The sequence below is a fragment of the Exiguobacterium sp. E17S genome (assembly GCF_057772545.1).
Genome location: NZ_JBYLRU010000001.1, coordinates 1,522,699 through 1,549,486 on the forward strand (window position 1 = coordinate 1,522,699; position 26,788 = coordinate 1,549,486).

Sequence of the window (26,788 nt, forward strand, 5' to 3'; positions counted from 1 at the left end):
ATCTCGTACCCCATCATATCCCATAATTACTTTTTATCCGCGAGCCAGTCAGCAACGGCAACGATTTCTTCATCCTCTTTGAGGATTCCAGCAGGCATTTGCCCTTTCCCGTTTTTGATGATCTCTTGGATCTCTTCTGAAGAGTACTTCGAGCCGACCTTCGTCAGGTTCGGTCCGACATTTCCTTCGAGGTTATTCCCGTGACACGATGCACAGTTGTTCGCGAAGATTTTTTCCGCATCAACAGCTGTTTCCGTCTTCGACGAATCATCGTTCATCGTCGACTCTTCCTTCGTACTTGATGAATCGCTAGAGCTTGAGTCGTCACTACCGCCACATGCTGCGAGCGCAAGTGTCGTTCCTAACCCTAACGCGAGTAACAAGTTTTTCAGCTTCATCCGGATATCCCCCTCTATAAGTATCTAAGTAAACGCTTCTGACCTAGTTAGAGTATAACCGTTATCCGGAAGAGTTAATCGTGATTTCACAAAAACTTCACGAGTTCGGAACAATTACGGCACATTCCGGTAGCGTTTGTCGTCCGTAAAACCAAGTCCCAGTACTTCATGCGCTTCACTGACGACGAGGAATGCCGATGGATCAATGTGTTTGACGATCTCTTTAAGCGTTGTGATTTCCCCTTGACGGACGACGACCATCAGCATCGGTTTCCGTGTCCCTGTGAACGCACCTGCCGCCTCAATTTCCGTCGCCCCGCGATCGAGCGTCTCGAAGATCTCCTTCACTAACGCTTCACGCTGATCGGAGATGATATAGGCGAGCTTGTCGTTCGTGATCCCGAGCTGAACAACATCGATCATCTTGATCGTAATGAATAAGGCAACGAGCGCATACAATCCGATCTCGAGCGAGAAGATCGTCGCCGCACTGATGACGATCGTTCCGTCGAGCAAGGCGATACAGAGATGAAGCGGCAATTTCGTGAAGCGATGCAAAATTTGCGCGATCAAATCCATTCCCCCAGTCGACGCCCGTCCCCGGAAGATCAGACCGAGTCCGATCCCGACACCGGCACCGCCGAAGATCGCGGCAAGCATCGGATTCATCGTCGCAGCCGGAACATCGAACCGTTCGTAGACGAGGATGACGACCGGTAAAAAGATTGACCCGACGAGTGATTTGACACCAAAGCCCATCCCGAGGATCATCCAACCGATCGCCAGCAAGACGACGTTCGCGACGAGCTGGAACAAGCCTGGTGAGATCCCGAACAAATCGTTCAAGACGATTGATAAGCCACTAACGCCTCCTGAGGCGAGTTGATTCGGTGCTAAAAATAAACTAAAGGCACTTGCGACGAACAAGGACCCGATTAACAAATACGCATAATCGCGCACGACTTCCTGACGCGTCGATGTCATGACATTCCATTTCCCCTTATCGATTGATTCTCGTGTTTCATTTTAGCGGAAAAGTCAGACAACGACTAGAGAGGCGGAACAACTCACAGTGTTCCCTTTATACCGCACTAAAGGGCGGACTGTAGCGGACGATGCCACTAACACCACGCAACCCATTCCGTTCAAGTGCAAGGACGAGAAAGACCTCTGGCGGAACGGGGAACGGTGGCTCAATGCCGTAGTCGATCGCCCGTTCGAAACCGAACTGTGGATAATAGCTGTCGTGACCAAGTACGACGATGTGTGATTCGCCAGCATCCCGCGCGTCCTCAATCACTTGGCGGATCAATTCAGAGCCGATCCCTTTTCGTTGCCACGCGGGCAGGACGCCGACCGGCGCCAAGGCAAGTGACGGAATGTCATCGATATGAATCCGGCTCAAGAGAACATGACCGACGATTTCCCCTTTGTCGGTCACGGCGACGCGACCGAAGACCGGTTGCGCCGTTTCGTCCTCACGTAACGCATCCACGAGGTTCGCTTCGTTTGGTTGCTCGAACGCTGCTTCATGGACAAGTCGGATTCCCGCTGCATCCTTGAAGCCTTCTTTCCGAATGATCATCAGCTGTTGCTCCCTTCGAGTGGTTTCGTTGCGAGTAGCGTGAACTCGGACGGAATGTTCTCACCGTTCCAGCCACGATGCTCGTCGAATCGTTCTAATGTGAAACGCGTTGCGATGACGCCGTTTAAGATCTCACTCAGCGTAAAGTAACGGACGGAGACGTCCGGAAAACCGGTTTGTTCCACGTCCGTAAAGTGTGTCTTATACGCCAAATCGCCTGATTGCAACGCTTGATCGAAATAACGCGGTCGATACGTCAAGTCCGCATCAATCCAGCGTCCGACTGGATGGAAATCGCTAAGGATCAACTGTCCACCGGGCCGCAAGATTGTAAAGAGAATCTCTAAAAAACGCTCGAGATCAGCAAAATAATGCAAAATCCCGCCTTCTAAGTAAAGGAGATCAAACGTATCGCGATATCGTTCAAGATCGATCGCATAAAGATCACCGACGACATACTCGATTCTCGTCTCAGCATGGTGCGCCAGTTCAAGCGCGTACCGTGCATTCTCCTCTGAGATATCAAACACCGTGACGTCCGCCCCGAGTAACGCTAACGGCACCGCCTTGCGTCCGTTCGAACCACAGATGTTCGCGATTGTCTTCCCGGCGACGTCCTCGAAATGACGACGATGTTTCTTCAAACATGCGGCTGGATCTTGTTTGATGATCGCCGCATATTCTGCCGGTGTTCCGTCGCGTTTCTCCCAAAACTCATACGCCCGGTACTCCCACGCTTGTTTGTTGATCCGACTTTGCTCCTGCATGACTGTTCCCCCTTTGACGGTCAAAAAACCAGTCGAACATCGTCCGACTGGTTGGTTGTCTTACATATTCATCAGACGGAGGTACGCATCGATGAAGCCCATGATGTCACCATCCATTGCTCCTTGCGTATTCCCGACTTCATAGTTCGTCCGGTGATCCTTGACCATGCTGTATGGGTGGAAGACGTACGAACGGATTTGGCTACCCCATGCGATATCCGATTTTTCACCACGGATCTCGTCGAGTTTCTTTTGTTGCTCTTCGATTTCGCGTTGGTAGAGTTTCGCTTTCAACATTTTCATTGCTGCTTCACGGTTTTTGATCTGCGACCGTTCTTGTTGACAAGAGACGACGACGCCCGTCGGAACGTGTGTGATCCGGACAGCCGAGTCCGTCGTATTGATGTGCTGACCACCGGCACCAGAGGCACGGTACGTATCGATCCGTAAATCTTCCGTACGGACTTCGATGTCGATGTCATCGTTGAATTCCGGCATGACGTCACATGAGACGAACGATGTATGACGGCGACCTGACGAGTCAAACGGTGAGATCCGGACTAAACGATGGATCCCTTTTTCGGCTTTTAAGTATCCATAGGCATTGTGCCCTTGAATACGGAGCGTGACCGATTTGACACCTGCTTCATCACCCGGTTGGTAGTCCATCGTTTCGACTTTCCAGCCTTGCTTGTCGCAGAAACGTTGGTACATACGGAGCAACATCGATGCCCAGTCTTGTGACTCGGTACCACCCGCACCCGGGTGTAGCTCGAGGATTGCGTTGTTCGCATCATATTCACCATTCAAGAGGATTTGCAGTTCGAAGTCGTCGAACTTCTTCTTGAGGTCACCAAGTTCTGACTCGAGCTCTTCTTGAAGATCCGCATCCGGCTCTTCCTTGATCAATTCGTACGTCAAAGCAACGTTCTCGTGACCTGCTTCAAGTTCTTTGTATTTGTCGACCATCGCTTTTAAGCCGTTCGACTCATCGATGACTTTTTGTGCCGATTCCTGGTTGTTCCAGAAGTCTGGGTACGTCATCTCGTTTTCAAGTTCTTCGATCCGGGCAATCTTCGACTCGAGGTCGAGTGATGCCTTATATTCGTCGAGTTTCTTTTCCATCCACTCGGCGGTGTTGCGAATTTCTGCTAATTCCATGTGTTCCACCTTCTCTTTCCGTGAAAAGAGGCAGGAATCTCCTGCCTCTCTTTCAGTCGATTCATCACTTATGCCTGACGGCCGTGACAGTTCTTATATTTCTTACCGGATCCACACCAGCACGGATCATTACGTCCGATTTGGTCGTTTGGATTTTTCCGGACCGGCTTTTTCTTGACCGCTTTGTCTTCCTTACCCGAAACCGCGACTTCGTCTTGAACGACTTTTTCGCGTTTGAGGTTTGGATCGAGATCTGCCCGAAGGACGAATTGCGTCACTTCTTCAGCGATTGCAGCGTTCATCGCATCAAACATCATCGAACCTTCCGATTGGTATTCACGGAGCGGGTCGTTTTGACCGTATGCCCGGAGGTGAATCCCTTCACGGAGTTGATCCATTTGATCGATATGGTTCATCCAGTGTTGGTCAACGGCACGAAGAACGATGACTTTTTCGAACTCATCAAATGCTTCGGCTGGTACTTCTGACCGTTTGTGCTCGTAGTGTGCGAATGTCCGCTCTTTGAGCAACTCGATGATTTCTTCGCGTTCTTTTCCGAAGAGGTCGCTTTCCGTGACCTTCTCTTCGATTGCAAGCGTCTGGTTCGCCCACTCCGCAAGCGCACCGATGCTCCACTCTTCCGGAACGAACTCGACCGGCGTGTACTGATGGACGCCTGCTTCGATCGTCTGCTCGATCATCGGACGGACGATGTCTGACACGGAACCCGCATCGAGAATCGCTGCCCGGTCCGCGTACATGACTTTCCGTTGGTCCGCCATGACGTTATCGTAGCCGAGGACTTGTTTCCGCGCATCAAAGTTGTTGCCTTCGACGCGTTTTTGAGCTGATTCAACGGCACGAGACACCATCCGGCTCTCGATTGGTTGCGAATCATCCATTCCGAGACGATCCATCATCGATTGCAACGAATCAGAACCGAAACGACGCATCAACTCATCTTCAAGTGACAGATAGAATTGTGATGCCCCCGGGTCCCCTTGACGACCGGCACGACCACGGAGCTGGTTATCGATCCGCCGTGATTCATGACGCTCTGTTCCGAGGATGTAGAGACCGCCTTTTTCTAAGACACCTTGACCGAGCTTGATGTCGGTACCACGACCGGCCATGTTCGTCGCGATCGTGACCGAGTTCGCTTGACCGGCGTTCTCGATGATTTCCGCTTCACGCGCGTGGTTCTTCGCGTTCAAGACTTCGTGACGGATGCCACGTTTCTTGAGGACGTTGCTGAGCAACTCCGACGTCTCAACGGCAACCGTACCGACGAGGACCGGCTGTCCTTCGCGGTGGGCACGTTCGATTTCGTCTGCGACGGCAGCGAACTTCCCGTTCATCGTCTTGAAGATCAAGTCCGGCATATCGTTTCGGACAACGGGTTTGTTCGTCGGCACCGGTACGACGTGCATGTTGTAGATGTTACGGAACTCTTCTTCCTCCGTCTTCGCTGTACCCGTCATCCCGGCAAGCTTTGTATACATCCGGAAGAAGTTTTGGTACGTGATCGTCGCAAGCGTCATCGATTCGCGTTGAATCTCGACGCCTTCTTTCGCTTCGATTGCTTGGTGCAGACCTTCTGAGTAACGACGCCCTTCCATGACACGACCCGTGAACTGGTCGATGATCATGACTTCGTCTTCACGAACCATATAGTCGACGTCGCGATGCATGACGGCATTCGCCCGCAGTGCGAGGCTCAAGTGATGGTTGAGTGAGACGTGCTCGAGACCAAACAGGTTATCGATGCCGAAATATTTCTCAGCGCGGTCGATCCCTTGCTCCGTCAACAGGACACTCTTCGTTTTGATGTCGACCGTGTAGTCTTCATCTGCTTTCATGATTTTCGCGAATGCATCCGCTTGCGAATAGAGCGCTGTCGATTTCTCGGCAGACCCTGAGATGATGAGTGGTGTCCGCGCTTCATCGACGAGGATCGAGTCGACTTCATCGACGACGGCGTAATGGAGCGGTCGTTGGACACGGTCTTCTTTATAGAGGACCATGTTGTCACGCAAGTAGTCGAAACCGAACTCGTTGTTCGTTCCGTACGTGATGTCACAGCTGTAGGCTGCTTGTTTTTCCTGACGCGACATGCTTGAGAGGTTCAAGCCGACCGATAGACCAAGTGCCGCATAAAGAGGCTCCATGATGTCACGGTCACGTTTTGCGAGATATTCGTTGACGGTAACGACGTGAACGCCGTTGCCAGCGAGGGCATTCAAATACACAGGGAGTGTCGCAACAAGCGTCTTACCTTCCCCGGTCTTCATTTCAGCGATGTCCCCGTTGTGGAGGACATATCCACCGATCAACTGAACGCGGTAGTGGCGCATGCCGAGAACGCGTGTCGAAACTTCGCGACAGACCGCGAAAGCTTCCGGTAAAATATCATCTAAGTCTTCTCCGTTAGCGAGACGCTCACGGAATTCAACGACTTTTCCTTCGAGTTCTTGATCCGATAACGCACCGATTTGTGCCTCGAGCGCTTCCACAGCGTCTGCTGCTTTTTCGGCTTTCTTCAGGACACGTTTCGTTGGTGCAAATAATTCTTTTAGAAAATTAGCCATGCCTTACAGTCCCCTTACTTCGAACGATTCTTTGAACGAACAGAATTCCGAGATTTTTCCTTTATTCAGTGTACCGAATACGACGTCAAATTTCAACAAGCGGACCGAGTAACGGTCTCGGTCTTTCGTCCTAGAGCAAACGTACCTTGTTTAAAAATAGTTTTCCATCATATCAAAAAGGGACTCGCCCGTAAGAGCGAGTCCCTGTTGCATTCATTATTCTGGTTCAATCAAACCGTAACGACCATCCTTACGACGGTAGACGACGTTCGTGTTGCCCGTTTCTGCGTCTGAGAAGACGAAGAATGCGTGTCCGAGCATGTCCATCTGAAGAATCGCTTCTTCCGTGTCCATTGGTTTGAGTGTGAAACGCTTCGTCCGAACGAGTTCGAGTTCTGCCTCGTCCTCTTCATAGACTGGCGCTTCCGCTTCCGGTCCTTCGAGCGTTTTGAAGTACTCTCCGATGCCGCCTTCTTTAGCGCGTCCTCTCCGGTTCAACTTCGTTTTGTGTTTCCGGATCTGACGTTCGAGCTTATCGACGACGAGGTCGATTGCTGCATACATATCGCCATTGATGTCCTCTGCACGGAGCAAAAGGTTTGGCATTGGAATCGTCACTTCGACTTTTTGCTTCTCATTGTTGACTTTGAGATTGACATAAGCCGTTTGCGCTTCCGTAGGAGTTGTAAAATAACGAGTTAACTTTTCAAGCTTTTTCTCGACGTAATCCTTGAGAGCATCTGTGACGTCCAAGTTTTCACCGCGAATGTTGTAGATCATGTAAACTCCTCCTTAAGTAACCGGTTGAACCTATGAATTCGAGATACTTCAGTCGTTTCCTTCTGAATATTCGAAATTCTTTGGTTCGTTTTTATTATAGCACGATAAGTGAAGGAAGACCATGAGAACAATGTCATTCTCATGAACGTTCACTCCTGTTCTTAGCGTACGATAATATTGAAGCATGTTGATGTTAACGTATATACCCGTTTTGATTGAACTCAAAACAAAAAACCGCTTTTAGGCGAATAGCCTAAAAACGGTGGCGGCTGCTATTGGATTAGATCTTTGAAACGTTCGCAGCTTGTGGACCACGATCGCCTTCAACGATTTCAAATTCCACTTCTTCGCCTTCTTCAAGTGATTTGTAACCATCGACTTGAATCGCTGAGAAGTGTACGAATACGTCTTTCGCGTCAGACGTTTCGATGAATCCATAACCTTTTTCAGCATTAAACCATTTTACTTTACCTTGTTCCATTCGAATTCACGTTCCCTTCGCAAACCAGAGTTCGAGAGCAAGCTCTCTACGGCTTAGTCTATCAAAAGAAGGAATTATTGACAATTAAAAATTCTGATTACTTTGAATTCATTCTAAAAAATGAATAATATTCCCTACTTATTGCTCTATATTTTAAAAAATTACATTGTCATTACAGTTGTATTATTGTATTATATCGTTAGTAATTACCTATTTTATCCATTGTCCTATCTTAAGGAGGATGTAGTCGAATGCGACCATTCCATAATGACGAAAAGTATCGAATCACGAAACGGACGGTGGCGATTCTACCGTGCTACGACATGATGAAGCAATCCATCATCGTACTCGAGGATGGCTCGACCATCATGACCCCGCTTCGACCGTATCAACTACTGCAGCTTTCCTGCAGGCAATACAACAGTTCCATTGAGGAACGCATCGTGACAGCAAAACGTGTCGCATCTGTAAAAGGAAAAGTCCCAGTCGTCATTGAACCGACACTTGGCCTCGTGTTTTTCCCAACGAAATCACCGAAACGTGATGATTGCGAGTGGTACGCTTGGAGCCACATGTCCGAAGTCATCGAGGAAGACGGACAGACGAAGCTCAAGACTCGTAATGGCATGATCCTTCCCGTAAACGCCTCTCCTTACATCGTCCGCAACCAAATGAAAGCAACTGGCGAGCTGATGGCTCGTTATCAACAATTGAACGCGATGACATTAGAGGAACGCTTTAATGCAATCAAATCTTAAGCAGTGACCGTAAAAAAATCAGGGTTGGGCGATGAATTCGCTCAATCCTTTTTGGTTTCTGCCGATATATAATGAGATGACAGTTTTAAAAAACAAGGAGGCTTCTCGATGAACATCCAATTGAACCCGGCACGTCCGGCGCAATCCCCTGGTCAGACGCCGCTTTCGGAGACGAAGACCTATAAGGGAACGGTCCTTGAGCAGACCGGACCACATACGGCTCTCGTCCAGGTCGGTCGGGATAAGATCGAGATGACCTTCACAGGCGACGTTCCGACGGGTGATTTCCAGTTCAAGGTCAAAGGACAGACCGCAGAAGGTTACTTGATCGAACAGCTGACACCAGCGACACCGGATGCGGAAACCCCACCTGTCCTGTCCGTTCCATCAAATGTTGATCCTGCTTTGCTAGAAGGCGTGCCGGCTGAACTAAAGCAAGCCGTTGCGAAGTTACTCGCGAGCGGTCAACTGCCACAGACACCGGAAATCGTCGCTCAGCTCGTGACGGCACTGCAAGGCACCTACAAGGACTTAGCACTCGAACTCGTATCGCGACCAGACACGGCACTGCCCGTTGACGCTGATGTCTTAATCGCGAGTCTCCTGGCGACGACGGAAGACTATCCAGACGTCCTCCCGGAACGCGACGCCTTAAAGGAGCAGCCAACATTTGAAAAAGCCGTTGCGCTCGACGTCGCCCGCGTGACGCTACCAACGCAACGCGAGATCGAGACAGCGTCACCCCTGCATATCCGGCAATACATCGAACACCTACCAGCGGAAAAACGCCCGACACTCGTCGCTACGCTCGAACAAGGCGATGTCGAAACTGTTCGCAAACAACTGGCGCCCTACTTCCCGCAAGCGCCGCTTGAGCCGAAGACGAGCGTCCGCGAGCAATTAATTGGTCTGACGGCACGGGCCAGTCAACCGGAACCAACAGGGCAAACGGCACCGGTCCGGTCTGCCTTGACGCTCGTCCGCGAAGTGACACCACGCCTCGCTGAGATCACGAACGATTTCAAGAGCCAACAGCGAACAATCGTCTCGCAACTCCGCCAGATCGAACCGCTCATCGAGACACGTCCGGTCCAGATGGTCGCCGTCATCGAGAGCACGGCGCAACGCTTAAAACAAGTCTTCCAGCAAACAGATGCCTTACTGCATACCCCGATGAAAGATGAAAAACAGCTGATTCATTTCTTATCGAAACTCGAACGAGGCGCGGAACTGGCGCTACTCGGACGCGGAACAGAGGCAAAAGCCGTCTTACAGGAAGTTCGCATTGCGTTCGAAGCATTCCGTTATGCGCCGGCGAACGTCCGTCCGACCTACTTACCGGAGATGCAGGGACTTCCGCCGCAAGCACCAACGCTACCAGCGCAAGTAGCAACAAAAGCCGTTCCATATGAGCCGCAGCAGAACAGTCCCCGCCTCTTGCAAGAAACCGTCCAAAAGACGCTTCAGCTCCAGACAGCGGAACTGAAACTGAGTACACCAGCAGCGAATCCGGAAGCCGCCAAATTGCAGACGTTCCTTGCTGCACAACAGCAAGTCAATAAACCGGACAGCCAGCAACAGTTGAACCAAATTTTACTCGCCTTACCGGTGCAACTCGTCGAAGCGACGGCAGGACTCCACGTTCACTTGCAAAATAAACGCCCGGACGAAGTGATCGACTGGGAAAACAATACGTTATATGTCCAGCTTAATACGCCGCGCCTCGGTGAAATCGGTGTCCGCGTTGAGACCGTCAACCGAAAGATGCAGATCACGATTGAAAATGATTTTCCGGTTCTTGAACAACTGGCGACCCCGTTCCTCGACCGAACGACGGACGCCTTGCAAGCAACTGGTTACCAGGACGTCCGGATCCAGTTCCGTCCGTTCACGCGCGATCAAGTGACGGAGACCGTCAAGCAAGACGAGACGCCACGTGGCTACGACTACCGTATCTAAAAAGGAGAGACCGTTATGTATCAGAAAATCGATTTAACCGGACGCAAGACCGCTGCCGTCCTCCGCTACGATGAAGCATCCGGTCAAGCACCGGTCGTCGTCGCTCGAGCCAGCGGACAAGCCGCCGATCGTATCCTCCAAGAAGCACGGGCAAACGGCGTCGCGATCGAACACGATACGTCTCTGCTCGGTCACTTACTCGATCTTGATCTCGGGACAGCGATTCCCCCGCAACTATACGACGTGATGGCAGAACTGCTCTTATTGATCGAAGAACTCGACAATGCGAAAGGACGACAAACATGACAGAACAAGAACTCTACGCGATGACCCCGCAACAGCTGACGGAAGTCATGTTGACGGGACTCGTCCTTCAATATGACCAGGCTATTCTCGCGCGTGACGCGAACCGCTTTGACGAAGTCAACGAACGCTTACAAAAAGCCTATCAGTTACTCGACAAATTGCAGGCAGGACTGCATGACGACGGTGGCATCATCACCGCACAACTCGATGCCCTCTACCACTATCTTGCCGAGCAGACGTTACAGGTCTATAAGACACCAAAGGTCCTCGACGAACTACTCGAACTGGCAGAAGATTTACGCGTCACTTGGCAAGCGGCACAGACCGTCGATCGACCACTCGTGCGCGCCGCACATCATCAACGATACGAAGGGATGGAATACGAATGAGAATCACGAACAACGTTCAAGCCTTGAAGGCTTATCGCAATCTCAGCATCAACCAGACGAACGTCAAGACGACGATGGATAAACTATCGAGCGGTCAAAAGATCAACCGAGGTGCGGATGATGCCGCTGGTCTCGCGATTTCTGAGAAAATGCGTAATCGCTTGAAGGCACTTGATAAAGCGGAACAAAACGTGCTTGATGGTATTTCGATGGTCCAAACGATCGAAGGTGGACTCAGTGAGACACACAACCTATTGCAACGGATGCGCGAACTAGCCGTCCAAGCCGGGAACGGGACACTCGCAACGGAAGACCGGACAGCAATCCAAGAAGAAATCAATCAGCTGACGAACGAAGTCTCGCGGATCGCACAAACGACGCAGTTCAACGGGAAGGAATTGTTGAGCGGTAAGTTCAACGATGCCGACAGTGCCCTGTTCATCCAAACGAATGCGGGAGCAAACGAAGGCATCTCGATCACGATTGACGATATGCAAGCTCTCGCGCTTGATATCAGTTCAACGACACAAACGAATCCGTCGATTCGACCACTTGATTTTCCGAGTGGTAGTGCACCCGAGTACGCCCTTAGCGTCATGACGGCAACGGACGCGAACGACGCGATCAGCCGGTATACGAAAGCAATCGATACGATTTCCCAGCAACGGGCACAACTCGGAGCGATCCAGAACCGGTTCGAAGCGACGTCATCCGTCCTCAGTGTTAGCGTCGAGAACTTGACAGCGTCGGAATCACGGATTCGCGATACCGATATGGCGCGTGAGATGATGGAATATGCGAAATACAACATCCTCAACCAATCGGGGATGGCAATGATCGCTCAAGCGAACGCTCTGCCCCAAGGCGTCTTACAATTACTCAACTAAGGAGGCTGACCCGATGGATATCCGCCGCATCCAAGAAACGCAACGACTCCAGTCCTTAAAAGGTGGTCCCCGTGAAGTCGAGGCGTCGACGACGTTCTCTGCCTTGATGCAGGAGAAACGCGACCACAAAGGTTACGAGCGCTTGCAACAAAAACTCGCCCTCGTCGAAGAACACGGACAACTGCTCGCTGAGAGCCAGACGATCGAGCATCTCGAAAGCTATAAGGAAAAGATCAAGGACTTCTTAAAAGACGCCCTCGACCAATCACAACAACTCGAAGAGAAGCGTGGCTTCAACCGCCGTGGTCGGACGAAGATCTATAAGGTCGTCGAACAAGTCGATGCGAAGCTCCTTCAGTTGACGGATACGGTCATCTCTGGCGAATCGCGACGACTCGATATCCTCGACCAAGTCGGTGAAATCAAAGGCATGCTCGTCAACGTCTTCGTGTAATCTAGAATTAGAGGAGTTCCCCTACATGCCAGACTTATATCTTAAAAAATGCACCTGCCCCTGCTGCTTAAAAACGACGGAGACGAAACGTGTCCTGTCGCGACATATCCGTGTTGCCTCGACCGACTTTGATGGCTTCATCCGCCATCAAGGCGTCAATGTCTATCTCTATGAACCGATTCAGTGTAGCCATTGTCGGTTTTTCTTCCACGAGTCGTTCGGAAAGTTATCGCCAGATGTTCGAGCGACCTTACAAGATCACATCCTACCGACGCTTCCTGTCTTACCGTTTGCTGGCACAGAGCGGACAATTGAACAGGCGATCCAGCTCTATAAGCTTTGTCTTTATACGGCTCAAGTGACGGAGCAAAAACCAGCAATTCAAGCGATGCTCGGTGTTCGTCTGTCCTGGTTGCATCGCTTAACCGGTCAACAGAACGAAGAACAACTCTGGGCGAGCCGAGCAATTGAAAAATATGTTCTCCTATACGACAACTACACGTCCGTCAAGGAGAGCGGGATTCCGGAAGACGTCCTTCTATTGCGGATTGCGGATCTATACGCTGTGACAAAAGACAAAGACACGGCTCGTCTCTGGTACAGCCGTTTATTCCAAAGTAAGACGGCGACCGACAAAATCAAAAAAGACGCACGTATCCACTGGGAATGGGTGCAAGAGCAGGACTGATCCTTGTTCGTCATCAGACGGGACAAGGATTTTTTTCACCGCTCGTCGAAAAGAGCCAACACACTGTTTCAGGAAAGGAGGTCCGCGATGCGACCAACGTTACCGATTCTTTATTTACTGATCACCTACGGGCTGATGCTACTTGTCAGCGGAACACCGTTCGTTCCGCTGGTCGCTGTTCTTGCGACGCTACTTGCTGTGACGTTCGTCGCGATTCAAGCCAGGCGTTGGTTCTTCCCGAAGCACCCGGAACGCTCGGTCGGCATCGCGATTCTTTTATTCGCAAGTGGTCTCTGGATCAACTTTGTCCTGACCTTCTTCCCGCATCCGCCGGAAGTCGACTCTGCTGCCAACTTGACATTGACCGCCTTCCTGATTCTGACCGCCATCGCCTTTGCCCGATTGATCGACTGGTCTTCGATTCGCCATGCACGGCTACTCTATATTGACGGTGTGCTCTTATTCGGGTTGGTCTTTGTTTTTGGTTATACGGTCATCTTGCGACACTTACCAACGTTCGCTCGCTCTGACATCGAATTCGTCGCCATGCTCGGCTACGCGATCAGTTTCATTGCGCAATTGTTCTTCTTTTTGATTTTGTATGCGACAGGACTTCGTGGATCGGCACACAGACGACTGATTCAGGCGATGATGCTATTCATCTTGGCAAATTTCGGCTATTATACGTTCTTCATTCGTGATGAGTTGACGTTCGCTGCTTGCTTTTTCCCGCTCTATGCGGTCAGTTTGTTTGAGCTAGCTGTCTACTTCAAGGACGTGCCACCGAAGCAACCGGCACGCGACCGACTCGGACGACCGTATTTACCGTACATCAGTCTGCTCGTTCTGTTGGCGGGCATCACGTTCCTCCCGATGGCGCAGGATGTCTACTTCCCGACGCTGATCATCTTGTTCTCATTGTTTATGTTCCGGCAATTTTTCTCCGAACGTCTCAATCGCCAACTACTAACAGAACTTGAGACGTTTGAAGTCGATTTGACACACCGAATTGACCGCCATACAACACAACTCGAGCTCCGGAAGGAAGAATATCGCCGCCTGTTCCTCGCCCACCCACAACCGATCATTCGCTTCGACGGCAATGGGCATGAGAAAGCGATGAACCCAGCAGCAGAACGTTACTTCCCGCACGGCTATGTTCCTGATGCCTTAGTGCATCAGTTGATTGCGGCATTTCTGAAACTGGAGACCGGTGAAAAACAATTGCTGATGCGGCCCGTCGACGGACGGACGTTCGAAGTGACGTTAATTCCGATTCCTGGTGAAGCGGATTTATACGTCATTCTGTCCGACCTAACGGAAGCCTTATCGCAAGAAAAGTGGCTTCAAGAACTCGGTTATCACGATGCCTTGACAGCACTCCCAAATCGCCGTTACTTCGAGGATCATCTTGGAGCGCAGCTCGCAACCTTAACCGAAGGATCGCTTCTATTCATCGATCTCGACGGCTTTAAGCAAATTAATGACCGCTACGGCCACGACGCCGGAGACTACGTCTTGCAGGAAACAGCACGTCGCTTGCAGCTCGATTTAACGCAGGACGACTTAGCGGCACGACTCGGCGGTGATGAGTTCATCGTTTTTCTTGCCCGCAGTCGCGCGGAGACGATCACCTACGCTGAGAACGTCCTCCTTCGCTTGAATGATCCGTTCTTCTTTGACGCAACGGCGATGCAGGTCACGCCGTCAATTGGTATCGCCCGGTATCCTGAGGATGGGCAGACGACGAGTCTCTTATTGATTCGCGCTGACGAAGCGATGTACACCGTCAAGCAGGAAGAGAAAAACGCGTATCGCTTTAAATGAATGGCAAAATGCCCCGTCCAAACAAATGGACAGGGCATTTTTTTCATGAGCTTACGACTCACGACGATATTTTTCTTCTTCATAGGCATCCGGTGCATCGGAGACAGGGCGTTCGAACTCTTCCCATGATTCCGATTCGACGTCCGGTTCAATGAACTGATCGTACGAGCCGTCCGATTGGAAATACGGCTGCGGTACGGGACGCTTCTTGTCTTCCCGCTTGGTCACGAAAGATCCCTCCCTCACACAAGAAAGTTACTGACGAGAATCAAAATACGGTGAAAAACTATGATCGACTTCTTCGTACGGATCAACGTACGATTTACGACTCGTTTGCGTCTGACGCAACTGACTGATTTGTACCCCTAATTTAGCCGTTTCCGCTGATAATTTCAAGTCGATTTTCCGACTGTCAGCGACGAGTTCCTGGATGACGGCTTGATTGGCACCGGCTAGTAGATTCGAATGCGCCGCAATGAATGCTTCGCGTTCGTTCAAGAGACCTTGAATCTTCTCGATCCATTCGTCATACGTCTCTTCATTCGGCGTTTGATCAAGCAGTTCAATCAATCGTTTCGTCTTCAGGCGAAGCGGATCGAGCGGACTCATCGTTGCCGTGCGAGTTTCATCGCTTCTTTCCATGTCTCACGGAATTCTTCCGCAAAACCGATGACTTCGTCAATTGCAACAAGGTCGTTTTTAACGTTGGCATCAATCAATCGTGTTTGCATGTAGTCATACAGACTGTTCAAATCCTTTGATAAGGCGATCGATTGATTCAACGTCAATTGCAATTCGGTAATGATTGCTTGTGCTTTTTGGATATTCGTATTTTTTTGTTCGATCATCTTCTGTTCGATCGCTCGTTTTGCGAGCATTGAGAATTTGATCAAGCCTTCGTATAACATCAGTGTTAAATCTTGAGGTAACGCTGTCGTTACCGAGTTCGTTTGATACGTAGCATAAGGGTTCATCGCGTTTCCTCCTTTTATTATCCTTGTCCGAGATAATTCGCAAGCGTCGCCGATTGACTATTCGCTTGGTTCATCGCTTGTTCCATCGCCGCGAATCGGCGATAGTAACTGTCTTCTTTACGTTTCAGCTTGTCTTCCCACGACAGCATACTCTTATCGAGATCTGCAAGCGATTTTCCGAGGCGATACGTCGTCGCAACGGCACCGTCACGTCCAGCGACTCCAGAAATCTTATCGCGGAGTGTTGTTGCGAATCCTTGAATCTGACGAACGAAGCCATCGAGTCCATTCGGATTCGGAATCGTATTCCCTTGCGCGTCCTTCGTGGGCTCCGGCGCATCAGCGGTGAATAGCTTATAGACACCTTCCGGTTGTTCTTCGAGCATCTTTTTCAATTTCGTTTCGTCGATTTTTAGTTTCCCACCATCTCGGAAATCACTCGTTGAAGTGATTCCGATTTGCGACATGTACTGGAGTTGGATCGTATCCGTACCTGACGTATACGAGTAACCCGTATCGATTTTTGACGAGATGGCGCTTCGGAACTGATTCATACCGTCCTGTAAGTAGCTATCGTTTTTGAGGACACCACTCATCGCTTTTTCTTCCCACTTCTTGACTTCATCCTCGCTGAGTTCCTTACGCTGGGCATCCGTCAACGGTTGATAATCGCGGTATTTTTCTTCACGGACTTTTTTATTCATCTTATCGATGACGTCGTTGTATTTATCAACGAAGTTTTTGATCGAATCAAAGTTTTTCTGTGTATCCAGTGCCGTATTGATCGTCGTCGCTGTCGTCGTGACGTTGTTCAATGTGATCGTTAGCCCGTTTTGTGTGAACGTATTCGTCGTCTGTTCGAGTTGTTGTCCACCAATCGTGTACTTGGCGTTCTGCCCTTCACGACCGAATGTACCGTCCTCTGAATTCACCTTCACAGTATTATCTGATGCATCGACGATCGAAATGTCGGCACCGTTTGGATTCAAGTTACCGGTACTTGTTTTCGTTAAAACGAGTTTCCCTGTCAAATCATTAAATACCGCGTTCATTCCTAGGCTGGTTTTACCATTGATTGCCGCGGTTAAGTCAGAGATTTTTTGTGTTGCATCAAGCTGCAATGTCTCAGTTACCGCTTTACCTGTCGCATCGAAGGTGTTAATTTGGACATTGATTTTGCCATTCGCATCTTTCGTGAACAATCCACTCTCTTCAAGTGTGGCATCACTTTTCTTCCCACTTGCTGCGATCATAGTCACCGAGGCCGCACTAGCCAGTTGATCAATACTGTCAATTGTCACACTACCGGCTGACGCCGCTGGACTTGCTGTTACCGTCAGCGCAGTCGGATTCGAACTGGTGACGGTCTTCGATTGATAGTTCTTCGACAACAGCATATCGCTTGCAGCTGTTCGGAAATCAAGTAATGCCCGGTTCATCTCTCGGTACGCATCTCGTTGCCATGTCAATGTCTGTTTCTTTTGTGATAATCGATCGACCGGTGCCCGTTCCGCCTGCATCAATTGTTTAATCATCGTTTCGGTATCGATCCCACTCGCAAGACCACTCAGTCGAATGCCTGCCATCCAATCAGTCCTTTCCGTTAAATCCGTTTATCGATCAATTGATTAAATTCCATGAATGCCGCAAAGAAATCGAGTTCTTTTTTACTCGGAATTTCTTGGACGACGTTATTATTCGTATCAACGACTTGAATGTAATATTCGTTCAGTTGTTCATGTTTGACGAACTTCAATCCTGTTCGTTGCAGTTCAAGTTTAATATTCGCCTGCTCCATCGCTATTTCAAGTTTCGTAATGTGTTGCGGTGTCGGTAGGACAACGACTCCTTCTTCTGCTAGCGCTTCCTGATTCGCTTCCACAAACACATTGCGTGTCGCTTCGTACGGTAGGACGTTCGAAGGTAGATGAAGGCGAATTTCCGTATTGATGGAATTCATAGTCGGTCACTCCTTTTTCTTCTCTATGTAGTATATCGGCTAAATCAGATATTTTATAAGTATTAATTTAAGGAACATTATTTTCGGGTAAAAAGAACATATGTTTCTACAAAAAGGAGGAACGCTAATGCTGTTACTAAAAAAACTATCACCACAACAACATGCTATTTTATTGGCTAGTATTCTCGGAGATGGAGAAATCACAAAGTGTTATCCTGGTTCTAGACGAAAGAACAACAGCTATCGCGAACACTTCGGAGAGGTACAGCGATTTTATCGAGAATGGAAGTCGCAACAGCTTCCTGATTTGCTGTATATCCCGTCAAAACAATTTAGTGTCACGCTCTCTTCCGTTATTTACAGAACTTTATCCATACTTTTATCCCTCTGATCAAAAAGATGTTCCTTTCAAGTTACTTCCCTTATGTAATCACCCACTTTTCTTATTGATCCTTTATCTTGACGACGGTTCATTGATTGTCTCAAAGCGTATCACATCTAAACAGCAACTGATTGTTTCTCCTATAATCGCACTTTATCTTCAGTCTTTCCCTAAACAGTCACTAACACTCTTTTGTGAATGGTTAAATCATAATTTCCGACTCAACTTCAGATTAGCAAAAACGTCGAATGGTTCTGGGTATTTCTTGCGAACATCTCGTTTTGAGGACACAATACAGTTTCTTGATTATTTAACGCCCTATGTAAATGAGTTGCTTAATTTTTCTTATAAACTCGATTGGAAAATTCGAATGAAGCAAATACAACAAGATCACCTGCATGTCCAAGTCTTAAGTACAAAGCCGAATCGGTACTTCAGTGCTGCAGAAATGGAACAACTGATGAATGACATGGCAAATCAAGTTCCTGTATCAGAAATCGCACAACGCTTAAGTCGATCAACGTGGTCAATCTACGCTAAACTCAATGCCATCAAAAAAGGTCACGGAACGAGTCCGTGACCTGAACAATCGATATGTTCCAATTACGATTAACGGAGTAATTGGAGAACGCCTTGCGGCTGTTGGTTCGCTTGCTACGCGCATTAGCTTTCGCTAATGATAAGACTATATCTTCATCCTAGATGCACTAGGAGCTGGGCACTTCCCCCGCCGTTTACGGAGTACGGATTTCATAACCATCGGACAAGTCCATTAGGTCGTATATCCTAGTCGTTGAACCTTCACCAAGGTTTCCCTACAGGTGCTTGGCTGCTGATTGTCCAATCCTTGATATTTTTCAGAACGGTCACGCTCGCCGTTTCCAGCCACGTTGTCGTACATCAAGGCTCTCAGGAGTTCCAGCAATTCACCCAGTCATGATCTAATCCGTTACCAGATTAGACGCCCGGTAAAATCAATCATCGAAGGAGTTGGAGAACGCCCTGCGGTGTCTGATTCGATTGAGCCAACATTGCTTGTGCAGCTTGTGCAAGAATCGAGTTCTTTGTTTGATTCATCATTTCTTTCGCCATATCAACGTCACGAACGCGTGATTCAGCCGCTGTTAGGTTTTCAGAAGATGTTTTGAGGTTGTTGATTGTGTGCTCGAGACGGTTTTGGTTCGCACCAAGTTTAGAACGTTCAGCAGAAACTGTATCAATTGCAGTTTGAATTTTTGTAACTGCACTTGCTGCGTTAGCATGTGTCGAGACATCTAATGCTTGTTCAGTTGTAGTATTATTAGTGCCGTCTGTGACTGCTAATTTATCACTTGTTCCAGCTGTTGTGATTCCAAGAGCAGAAGCACGCATGTCTGCAATATCGAGTGTCAGACTTTGATTTTCGTTAGCACCGATTTGGAATTTCAAGCTCTTTGATGCATCTGCAATGACTTCTGCTTTTGCCGCTACACCAGCAGTGTCAACTGTAATTGAACCACCTGAAATAGTAGGATTTGTAGAAGATTCCTTACCAGTAGCTTGCGTGATTTCAAGTTTACCACTTACTACCGCTACACTATAGTTATCAGTGAAGTCAGTGTCAGCATTCAAAGCAGTTTCTACGTCACTTAAGGCAGCACCAGTGTAAGTTTTACCATCAATTGTAATACCTGCAGTAGTATCAGTAACGCCGACAGTAAATTTACCAGCTACAGCAGCTACAGCTGCACTACCTGCACCATTTTTACCACCATCAAGTAATTTCTGAGTATTAAACTCGGTAGTGTTACCGATACGGTTAATTTCAGAAGTCAAAGAGTTAATTTCTTTTTGAATCTCTCCACGGTCAGATGTTGTATTTGTATCGTTTGCCGCTTGGTTGGCAAGTTCACGCATCCGTTGAAGAATATCGTGTGTCTCGTTCAAAGCACCTTCAGCAGTTTGGATGAGTGAGATACCATCTTGTGCGTTACGTCCAGCTTGATCAAGTCCACGAACTTGAGCACGCATTTTTTCAGAAATTGCAAGACCAGCTGCATCGTCTCCTGCTTTATTGATGCGAAGACCTGAAGCGAGTTTCTCCATTGATTTGCTTTGAGCAGCAGTAGCACTCGAAAGTTTGTTGTGCGTGTTAAGCGCAGTTACGTTGTGATTGATAATCATTGTAATTTCCCTCCATAGGATAAGTTTTTTGTCTCTTCGAAGATCCGTCTTCTCCGAGATGTGCCCCCTGGCCGGCCCAAGGGTGACACGGTAGAATTAGTCGATGACTGCTTCCACCTTATATATCGTCGTCCACTCGAAATGTTTAACAATTTTCTTCAAAAAAATACAAAAAAATCGCACATCTGGTTTGGATGTACGATTTCCCTATAGTTTAGAGACGTGTCGCTCCAGTCTCTTCCTGTAATTGTTCTGCTACTGCTACAAGCTCTTCCATTGCTCCATTGACTTCACCAAGCGATGCCGCTTGATGACTAGACGCTTGTAAAACTTGCTCAGCGTGCTTCGATGCTTCCTCAACCATTGCAAGGATATTCGCTGTCGTTAAGCCAACTTGATCGATTTCTTGATCCGATTTGACAACGAGTTGATCGACCGATTTAACGCGTGAGTAAACATTTTCTGTAGAATGATGAATCTCTTCGAACGATGATCCTGCCTGTTCAACGAGTCCAACACCTGTCGCGACTTCACTCTGAACATCGGTCATCGCGTTTGCCGTGTCATTAACAAGACGTTTGACACCAGAAATCAAATCCGTGATTTCTTTTGCGGATGTCGCTGTCTGTTCCGCGAGCTTCTTGACTTCTGCTGCGACGACGGCAAATCCACGTCCTGCTTCTCCTGCTCGTGCCGCTTCAATCGATGCATTCAAACTGAGCAAGTTCGTCTGTGCTGAGATATCACTAATGACATCCGTGATCCGTGAGATTTCGCCTGTCATGTCCGTCAAACGACCATTGAGTGTCGCTGACTGTTCCATCTTCTTCGAGATCATATGCATCGCTTCAACAGAATCCGTTGCGAGTGTCTTCCCGTTCTGTGCTTCCGTCTGCATGACCGTCGCTGATTTCAACGCTTCGTTCATCTCTTTCGCGACTTCATCCATCGTCCGTTTGACGGCACCGAGCGCATCCATCGATAAGTACGCTTGATCGACGTTTTCGTTCATCTTCGCGGATAGCTCTGCCATCGCTGAACGAATACTCTCCCCTGATGCATTGCCTTCCTGGACTGCTGCTGCGATTTCTTGCGCGGACGCTGTCAGCTTATCGCTTGAACTGCCCATCTGTGTCGCTTGTTTGCGGATATGTAGAACCATGACTTCGAGTTCATGCATCAATTGGTCGACTTCATCGCCGCGCTTCGCTTCCTCGAAATCGACGTTGAAGTTGCCGTTCGCGACTTCGCGTGCCGTCTCTGTTGCCTTTTCGATCGCTTTGATCGGTTGACGTAGGATCAATTGCGTCAACGACGTTCCAATCAACGATAACAATAAGCCAATCCCTGCTCCGAACCAAATTGCGTTCGTATCCGCGACATCAAGTCCACGGTGGAGATAAAGCACAAGTTGGGCTGAGATACCACTCGTGATGACTGAGATGGCCAAGACCCAAAAGAATAACCGTACCTTCAAGTTGCTTCGTAATTTACGCATAACCGAAACTTCCTTTCCTGTATCTTCTTTCACCGTCCTCTCTATCGGTTTCTTTTGTAACCGTTTTAAGTCAGTTGACCCGATTTTCAAAAATGATTTCCAGTGTTATGACAAAAGTCCACAAAAAGAGAGTGATGGATCAAATCGTCCATCACTCTCTTTTTCTTATTTCCGCTCAATCTCAACATACTTATATGAGATATCCGTTCCGACATTGTGTCGGGCAAGATTCTTCACTTCCGTGTTTTGCAAGAAGGCATTCTTCCGTTGGTAGACCGGTGAAATCGCTTGATCGTCGAGCAACAAGCTTTCTGCTTTACTGAGTAAGGCAAGACGCTTGTCTTGATCGAGTTCACTTTCAGCCTGTTTCAAAAGACGGTCATACTGTTTGTTCGAGTAATCCATCATGTTGAATGGGTTACCAGTCGTGAACAAGTTCAGGTATGTCGTCGCATCCTGATAGTCTGGTGCCCAGCTTGCAAGTGACAGATCGTAGTCCCCTCGTCCTTCACGTGCGAGACGTTCTTTCTTCGGTAGTGACAACAGTTTGACGTCGACGTTCTGTTTCTTCAACGCTCCTTGGATGTACTCCCCTATTTTTTTCGAGACGTCATCGTCTTCGATCAACATCGTCAACTCAAGATTTTGCTTCGCCAGCACTTTGTTTGCAGCTGCTACATCATATGATGATTCGATTTGACGCGTACTATCGTATTTCGGATCAAGTTCTTTCGGTACGATGTAATCCGCAGGAAGTGATCCGTTTCCGAGTAACGTTTCTGTCATCGCTTTTTTATCATATGCCGCATCGATCGCTTGGCGTGTCTGTTTATCTTTTAAGGCATCCGTCTTTTCGTTCATCCGGATGAAGAACATCCGCGAATCACTGAACGTGTTGTACTCTTTTTGATCCTTGTACGTCACGACGTTCTCCGAGTTGAGTGGCGCGACATCGAGTTCACCTGACTCGAACAAGTTGATCGCAAGCATCGGATCCTTGATGATTTTCACGTCGACTTCGTCGATTTTGACGTTCTTCCGGTCTGCGTACTCAGCGTTTTTCGCGAGCGTATAGCCTTGCTCGGCTTGATATTTCTTGAATGTGAATGGTCCGTTGTAGACGTTCGTCTTTGGATCCGTTCCGAACTGGTCGCCTTCAGCTTTGACGATATCTTCCCGGACCGGCATATATGTGCCGAACGTCGTCATGCTGAGGAAGTATGGTGTCGGGCGTTTCAGTTCGATTCGAAGTGTCTCATCGTCGACCGCTGTCGTTTTTTCGACTGGCTCGAGCAAGTAAGCGAACGGTGAGTTCGTTTTGATGACACGCTCGAATGCATAACGGAAGTTCTCTGCTGTGACGGGCTTTCCGTCCGACCATTTCGCATTCGGGTCAAGCTTGAACGTATAGACTTTTCCGTCCTCTGATACGCTATGTGATTTCGTTGCCGCCGGAACAAGTTCGTTGTTCGCGTCGAAGCGATAGAGTCCTTCGTAGATTTGGTTGAAGATGTTTGATGTGATGGCATCTGCCGGGTCGACCGACAGGAGGTCGTAACTCTCCATCGTGTGCAGGACCTTCTTGTCCGCTTGTTTGTCTTCTGCTGGTTCTGTCGTTGCACATCCTGCTAATAGGACTGCCGTACTCGCCGCTGCGATCAATGTCTTTTTCATGTGTAGTGCCTCCTGAGAAATATGATGAGCGTTGGATGATTCGGCATACCTTGACGTACAACAAAAGGCGCCCTCTACGCATAGCTAACAGCTAATGCATAGAGGACGCCTGTATCCGCGCGGTGCCACCTCTGATTGAGACGAAAAATCGTCTCCACTTGTCGTTGGTCCAACAACCAACTAGCCCGGTAACGGGGGCAACCGTCCTGTCTACTCGAAGGTTCAACAGGCTCTCAGCGGTCCATTCTCGTTCAGCTTACCGTGTCAGGCTCTCACCATTCCTGACTCGCTTGGTCGGCAGTGTTGACGATACTTACTCCGCGTCGTCGATGTAATTGATATGGCTTAACTTGTTGTTTACTTTACACGGCTTGTTTTTCGCTGTCAACGAAAAAACTCAGAACGGATGGTCTTCTTGTTTTTCTTGCTCCCGACGGACCGGACGTGGTCGAATCGGTTCGACGTGTTTGACATGTGTTCGTGTAATGATTCGGTTGCTGAACGCTGCGTCAAGTAAGATTGTGATCGCTGCTGCCATGTGTAAGAGCATCCCGACGACCGGAATGACACCGACCGTTGATGCGACGATCCCGACGATGTTCCCTTTTGAGACATTTCCGGCACGTGCCGTCAATACGACGACGACGATGTGAAACGCGAGCATCAACCACAGGGCATTATAACCTGAGAAAAAGACGATTGAACCACCTAAGAGCGGAATCCCAAGTACCGCTTCCATTCCACCTGATACCCACTTCAACGTCCGCAATGAATCCTGTCGACTCTCCATGACGTCGCCTCCTCTTTTTTTCCATATGTCTAGTATACGACGGATTGCAGAAAAGGTTCCAACGTTTTTGTTTAGTTTCTGTATTAATCATCATAAAAAAGAACGATCCGCAGACCATTCTTTGATGATGCATCACACGTCCACTCGACTCCTACAGGAAAAAGCGCGTTCGCGCTGTCAGAGACGAACAAGACCCGGTTCTGCGTCGAAGACGACAGAGTCGCGGCTTGTGTCTCGCCTGAGGAAAGCGAGTGGAAAAGTCGTGATGCTCATTTCAATTAAACCGCCAACACGTGGAACTGATAACCACGATGTACGACGAATCCTGCCTCTTTGTAAAGATCGAGTGCGCGATCATTATCCGTCTCGACATCGAGTTCGAGTTGTGTCCGACCTGTCCGGAACAACGCTTGAACCATCAACTTCAGCATCTTTTTGCCGTAACCATTACCTTGCGCTTCTGGACGAACCGCAAACGCATGGATGCTCGCTTGTGTATCGGAAGCGAGATAAGCACGGATGACACCGACCGGTTTGCCACTGGCGACACCGATGAACGTAATCCGGTCGTCGGATTCAATCGCTTGATAGATCGACTCTGCTTCTTCATCCGTATTCCCGAACGATTTGCCGAGCGTCTCGACGATGAACGGACGATCGTCCGCTGTCGCTTCACGTAATTCGAAATCCGGATCGGCTTTTAAGAACAACTGCGCCTTTTTCAAGACCATGTTGTACTCCGTCATCCGGTACTCAGCACCTAATCCTTCGAGGACAGCTTGACCTGACTCACTTGCATCGTCAATGACGAACGTAAATGCTTCGACGCCTGCTTCCGTTGCCCGCGCCCGTGCTGCTTCAACGAGTGCCGTGAAAATGCCTTGTTTCCGGTAATCCGGATCAACGAAGACATTCAATTCCCACTCCGTCGGTAAGTACGCGAATGCTTGTAAATATCCAATCAATTGCTCGCCATCATAGATCGCGAAATCGTTCTCGCCGACCCAATCGGCTGCGACTTTTAATTCAATGCCATCGTGATTGTTGACACATTTTTCGAGTTGTAATACATCTGTTGTTTGTTTGACGTCTGTGACGTTCCATTCCATATTCATTCACCTCATTTTCAACTATACCGAACGAACAAAAGAAGCACTAGCAAAAGCTAGTGCTCATTGCAGTTTGAATGTCTTCATCATCTGCGGGACGTCCTTGACGATCAAGTTCTCGATCGCTTTTTTGCCGACAGCGCCTTTGACGGCCTCCGTCGGTAAGACGTAGTAGTACGTTTTGCTACCTTTCGTCCCGAGATATGTACCATATCCGATTTCACGGTCGAACTGTTTTTTCGAGAGCTTCTTCGGCTCGTAGTTCAAGTTGACGAGCAGTTGATCCGCGCCCTTAACTTTATAGTACAACGCGAACGTACCGCTTCGCGTGACGACACCGTATTTCGACTTAACCGTCTTGTTCTTGACAAGCTCGACTTTGTCTTGCTGGATCGCTTTTTTCAACGCGTCCGTCGTTTTGACGGTATAGCCGAACGATTCGTTCGCGACGACCCCTTTACTGTATGTCACGTTGCTTGCGGCAAAACCCGTCACCGGAGTCAGACATGCTCCGAGTAAGACTCCTGTCATTGCGATTCGTTTCATGCTGACTCCCCCTTAAAATGATCGATAGTAATGGATTCCCTTTTGTGAAATAGGTAAACTCTATTCTCGAAAAAGATTTGACGGAATTGTCTAAATTTCTTACGATAGGGATAACGAAACGAAATGGGGTTAAAGCGATGACTGAACAAGAACAATTAACGCAAGAACAGCTCGATAACTTGCTCAAAAATGCGTTTGCAATGCAGGTTCCGATCCTCGAGAAGTTCATGAAGGATACACACGATCGCTATGCACTCGCAACGACGTCATTCAAGCGTGACATGGAAGCGATGAAAGAGACGGAATGGCATCAGTTCTTCGCGAGTAAACTGTTACCGCACTTCTTCCTCGAGCACCTCGGATTCGGGGCATCATTCCGCTTCAACGGACACGATAAGGAAGTCGATCTTCCTGAAAACGTCGTCCCGGTCCGTAATGATGCCGATGAGCAAATCGAAAAAGTCGTTCTTGGGGTCAAAAAGGCGATGCAAGATGAGCACATCAAGAATCACGATCTCGTCGCGAACTTCTATAAGGAAACACTCGAACTTGCTTGCCAGATGGGCAGCCGTGTCGGGATGAGCGATGAGTTCTATACGCTCGTCAAACCAAGTCTCGTTCATGCGAACGACGGTCAATAATCGTTACATTAATTCAAGAGAGG

General features: G+C 48.8%; 30 protein-coding genes, 1 pseudogene and 1 other annotated feature. Of the genes and pseudogenes, 12 read left to right on the forward strand and 19 right to left on the reverse strand.

Annotated elements, in window-relative coordinates:
• Positions 1-26: 26 nt before the first annotated feature.
• The 8 genes from cccB to AC3B4V_RS07910 all read right to left on the reverse strand — a co-directional run bounded on the left by cccB (position 27) and on the right by AC3B4V_RS07910 (position 7,760).
• Entirely contained in the window at positions 27-398 is a 372-nt protein-coding gene (gene cccB, locus AC3B4V_RS07875; protein WP_023469241.1) for a cytochrome c551, read from the reverse strand.
• Positions 399-512: 114 nt separating this feature from the next.
• Positions 513-1,382, reverse strand: a complete 870-nt coding sequence (locus tag AC3B4V_RS07880; RefSeq protein WP_488378079.1) for a YitT family protein — start codon at positions 1,380-1,382, stop codon at positions 513-515.
• Between the two features lie 97 nt (positions 1,383-1,479).
• On the reverse strand, positions 1,480-1,983 hold the full coding sequence (locus AC3B4V_RS07885; protein ID WP_488378080.1) for a GNAT family N-acetyltransferase: 504 nt from the start codon (positions 1,981-1,983) through the stop codon (positions 1,480-1,482).
• Entirely contained in the window at positions 1,983-2,750 is a 768-nt protein-coding gene (locus tag AC3B4V_RS07890; protein ID WP_488378081.1) for a class I SAM-dependent methyltransferase, read from the reverse strand. The genes AC3B4V_RS07885 and AC3B4V_RS07890 overlap by 1 nt, the downstream gene beginning before the upstream one ends.
• Positions 2,751-2,810: 60 nt before the next feature.
• Positions 2,811-3,911, reverse strand: coding sequence for a peptide chain release factor 2 (gene prfB / locus AC3B4V_RS07895; RefSeq protein ID WP_432236671.1), 1,101 nt, complete (start codon positions 3,909-3,911; stop codon positions 2,811-2,813).
• 68 nt (positions 3,912-3,979) lie between these two features.
• Positions 3,980-6,499 carry a preprotein translocase subunit SecA gene (gene secA / locus AC3B4V_RS07900; protein WP_488378082.1) on the reverse strand — a complete coding sequence of 840 codons (2,520 nt, stop codon included), beginning with the start codon at positions 6,497-6,499 and terminating at the stop codon, positions 3,980-3,982.
• Positions 6,500-6,715: 216 nt separating this feature from the next.
• Positions 6,716-7,279: a ribosome hibernation-promoting factor, HPF/YfiA family gene (hpf, locus tag AC3B4V_RS07905; RefSeq protein ID WP_023469247.1), complete on the reverse strand. Its 564-nt coding sequence runs from the start codon at positions 7,277-7,279 to the stop codon at positions 6,716-6,718.
• A gap of 280 nt (positions 7,280-7,559) precedes the next feature.
• Positions 7,560-7,760, reverse strand: coding sequence for a cold shock domain-containing protein (locus tag AC3B4V_RS07910; RefSeq protein ID WP_023469248.1), 201 nt, complete (start codon positions 7,758-7,760; stop codon positions 7,560-7,562).
• 251 nt (positions 7,761-8,011) lie between these two features.
• On the opposite strand from AC3B4V_RS07910, the gene AC3B4V_RS07915 reads away from it, so the two are divergent.
• The 8 genes from AC3B4V_RS07915 (at position 8,012) to AC3B4V_RS07950 (ending at position 15,028) form a co-directional block, all read left to right on the forward strand.
• Positions 8,012-8,518 carry a competence protein ComK gene (locus tag AC3B4V_RS07915; protein ID WP_029342501.1) on the forward strand — a complete coding sequence of 169 codons (507 nt, stop codon included), beginning with the start codon at positions 8,012-8,014 and terminating at the stop codon, positions 8,516-8,518.
• A 108-nt stretch (positions 8,519-8,626) separates the two neighbouring features.
• On the forward strand, positions 8,627-10,477 hold the full coding sequence (locus tag AC3B4V_RS07920) for a hypothetical protein (RefSeq protein ID WP_488378083.1): 1,851 nt from the start codon (positions 8,627-8,629) through the stop codon (positions 10,475-10,477).
• 15 nt (positions 10,478-10,492) lie between these two features.
• Positions 10,493-10,783 carry an EscU/YscU/HrcU family type III secretion system export apparatus switch protein gene (locus tag AC3B4V_RS07925; RefSeq protein WP_029342503.1) on the forward strand — a complete coding sequence of 97 codons (291 nt, stop codon included), beginning with the start codon at positions 10,493-10,495 and terminating at the stop codon, positions 10,781-10,783.
• On the forward strand, positions 10,780-11,172 hold the full coding sequence (locus AC3B4V_RS07930; RefSeq protein ID WP_488378084.1) for a flagellar export chaperone FliS: 393 nt from the start codon (positions 10,780-10,782) through the stop codon (positions 11,170-11,172). The genes AC3B4V_RS07925 and AC3B4V_RS07930 overlap by 4 nt, the downstream gene beginning before the upstream one ends.
• Complete coding sequence (locus AC3B4V_RS07935; protein ID WP_488378085.1) at positions 11,169-12,059, forward strand: flagellin N-terminal helical domain-containing protein; 891 nt, start codon at positions 11,169-11,171, stop codon at positions 12,057-12,059. Before AC3B4V_RS07930 ends, AC3B4V_RS07935 begins: the two co-directional genes overlap by 4 nt.
• A 13-nt stretch (positions 12,060-12,072) precedes the next feature.
• Complete coding sequence (locus AC3B4V_RS07940) at positions 12,073-12,513, forward strand: YaaR family protein (protein WP_058705025.1); 441 nt, start codon at positions 12,073-12,075, stop codon at positions 12,511-12,513.
• A 25-nt stretch (positions 12,514-12,538) separates the two neighbouring features.
• The gene (locus AC3B4V_RS07945) at positions 12,539-13,201 is read left to right on the forward strand and encodes a DUF2225 domain-containing protein (RefSeq protein WP_488378086.1); all 663 of its coding nucleotides are present in this window, start codon (positions 12,539-12,541) and stop codon (positions 13,199-13,201) included.
• A gap of 87 nt (positions 13,202-13,288) precedes the next feature.
• Positions 13,289-15,028 carry a diguanylate cyclase domain-containing protein gene (locus AC3B4V_RS07950; protein ID WP_488378087.1) on the forward strand — a complete coding sequence of 580 codons (1,740 nt, stop codon included), beginning with the start codon at positions 13,289-13,291 and terminating at the stop codon, positions 15,026-15,028.
• 51 nt (positions 15,029-15,079) lie between these two features.
• Here AC3B4V_RS07950 and AC3B4V_RS07955 read toward each other — a convergent pair whose 3' ends face one another.
• From AC3B4V_RS07955 to AC3B4V_RS07975, 5 genes are read right to left on the reverse strand one after another with little or no spacing between them, the layout of a single operon-like run.
• Positions 15,080-15,256 carry a hypothetical protein gene (locus tag AC3B4V_RS07955; protein ID WP_169738097.1) on the reverse strand — a complete coding sequence of 59 codons (177 nt, stop codon included), beginning with the start codon at positions 15,254-15,256 and terminating at the stop codon, positions 15,080-15,082.
• 27 nt (positions 15,257-15,283) lie between these two features.
• Positions 15,284-15,637: a hypothetical protein gene (locus AC3B4V_RS07960; protein WP_029342509.1), complete on the reverse strand. Its 354-nt coding sequence runs from the start codon at positions 15,635-15,637 to the stop codon at positions 15,284-15,286.
• Positions 15,634-16,002 carry a flagellar export chaperone FliS gene (gene fliS / locus AC3B4V_RS07965; RefSeq protein ID WP_056063022.1) on the reverse strand — a complete coding sequence of 123 codons (369 nt, stop codon included), beginning with the start codon at positions 16,000-16,002 and terminating at the stop codon, positions 15,634-15,636. Before fliS ends, AC3B4V_RS07960 begins: the two co-directional genes overlap by 4 nt.
• 17 nt (positions 16,003-16,019) lie before the next feature.
• Positions 16,020-17,588 (reverse strand): flagellar filament capping protein FliD, encoded by a 1,569-nt coding sequence (gene fliD, locus AC3B4V_RS07970; protein WP_488378088.1) that lies wholly within the window; start codon positions 17,586-17,588, stop codon positions 16,020-16,022.
• Positions 17,589-17,605: 17 nt separating this feature from the next.
• On the reverse strand, positions 17,606-17,962 hold the full coding sequence (locus AC3B4V_RS07975; RefSeq protein ID WP_488378089.1) for a flagellar protein FlaG: 357 nt from the start codon (positions 17,960-17,962) through the stop codon (positions 17,606-17,608).
• Between the two features lie 127 nt (positions 17,963-18,089).
• On the opposite strand from AC3B4V_RS07975, the gene AC3B4V_RS07980 reads away from it, so the two are divergent.
• The 3 genes and pseudogenes from AC3B4V_RS07980 to AC3B4V_RS07990 all read left to right on the forward strand — a co-directional run bounded on the left by AC3B4V_RS07980 (position 18,090) and on the right by AC3B4V_RS07990 (position 18,924).
• On the forward strand, positions 18,090-18,353 hold the full coding sequence (locus AC3B4V_RS07980) for a hypothetical protein (protein WP_488378230.1): 264 nt from the start codon (positions 18,090-18,092) through the stop codon (positions 18,351-18,353).
• Positions 18,298-18,555, forward strand: a pseudogene (locus AC3B4V_RS07985) (endonuclease); the annotation flags it as partial. The gene AC3B4V_RS07980 and the pseudogene AC3B4V_RS07985, both read left to right, overlap by 56 nt.
• Positions 18,556-18,714: 159 nt before the next feature.
• The gene (locus AC3B4V_RS07990; RefSeq protein ID WP_488378231.1) at positions 18,715-18,924 is read left to right on the forward strand and encodes a hypothetical protein; all 210 of its coding nucleotides are present in this window, start codon (positions 18,715-18,717) and stop codon (positions 18,922-18,924) included.
• A 398-nt stretch (positions 18,925-19,322) separates the two neighbouring features.
• Here AC3B4V_RS07990 and AC3B4V_RS07995 read toward each other — a convergent pair whose 3' ends face one another.
• From AC3B4V_RS07995 to AC3B4V_RS08020, 6 genes are all read right to left on the reverse strand, one after another.
• The gene (locus AC3B4V_RS07995) at positions 19,323-20,507 is read right to left on the reverse strand and encodes a flagellin N-terminal helical domain-containing protein (protein WP_488378090.1); all 1,185 of its coding nucleotides are present in this window, start codon (positions 20,505-20,507) and stop codon (positions 19,323-19,325) included.
• A 214-nt stretch (positions 20,508-20,721) separates the two neighbouring features.
• Positions 20,722-22,005: a methyl-accepting chemotaxis protein gene (locus AC3B4V_RS08000; RefSeq protein ID WP_290785593.1), complete on the reverse strand. Its 1,284-nt coding sequence runs from the start codon at positions 22,003-22,005 to the stop codon at positions 20,722-20,724.
• A 165-nt stretch (positions 22,006-22,170) separates the two neighbouring features.
• On the reverse strand, positions 22,171-23,679 hold the full coding sequence (locus AC3B4V_RS08005) for a peptide ABC transporter substrate-binding protein (RefSeq protein WP_488378091.1): 1,509 nt from the start codon (positions 23,677-23,679) through the stop codon (positions 22,171-22,173).
• A gap of 98 nt (positions 23,680-23,777) precedes the next feature.
• Positions 23,778-24,015, reverse strand: a binding site (T-box leader).
• A 61-nt stretch (positions 24,016-24,076) separates the two neighbouring features.
• Positions 24,077-24,469 (reverse strand): hypothetical protein, encoded by a 393-nt coding sequence (locus AC3B4V_RS08010; protein ID WP_488378092.1) that lies wholly within the window; start codon positions 24,467-24,469, stop codon positions 24,077-24,079.
• Between the two features lie 278 nt (positions 24,470-24,747).
• Complete coding sequence (locus AC3B4V_RS08015; protein WP_488378093.1) at positions 24,748-25,578, reverse strand: GNAT family N-acetyltransferase; 831 nt, start codon at positions 25,576-25,578, stop codon at positions 24,748-24,750.
• A 63-nt stretch (positions 25,579-25,641) separates the two neighbouring features.
• The gene (locus AC3B4V_RS08020; protein WP_050678727.1) at positions 25,642-26,124 is read right to left on the reverse strand and encodes a hypothetical protein; all 483 of its coding nucleotides are present in this window, start codon (positions 26,122-26,124) and stop codon (positions 25,642-25,644) included.
• A 137-nt stretch (positions 26,125-26,261) separates the two neighbouring features.
• Here AC3B4V_RS08020 and AC3B4V_RS08025 point away from each other — a divergent pair, with 137 nt between their 5' ends.
• On the forward strand, positions 26,262-26,765 hold the full coding sequence (locus tag AC3B4V_RS08025; protein ID WP_029342519.1) for a hypothetical protein: 504 nt from the start codon (positions 26,262-26,264) through the stop codon (positions 26,763-26,765).
• The last annotated feature ends 23 nt before the right edge of the window (positions 26,766-26,788 follow it).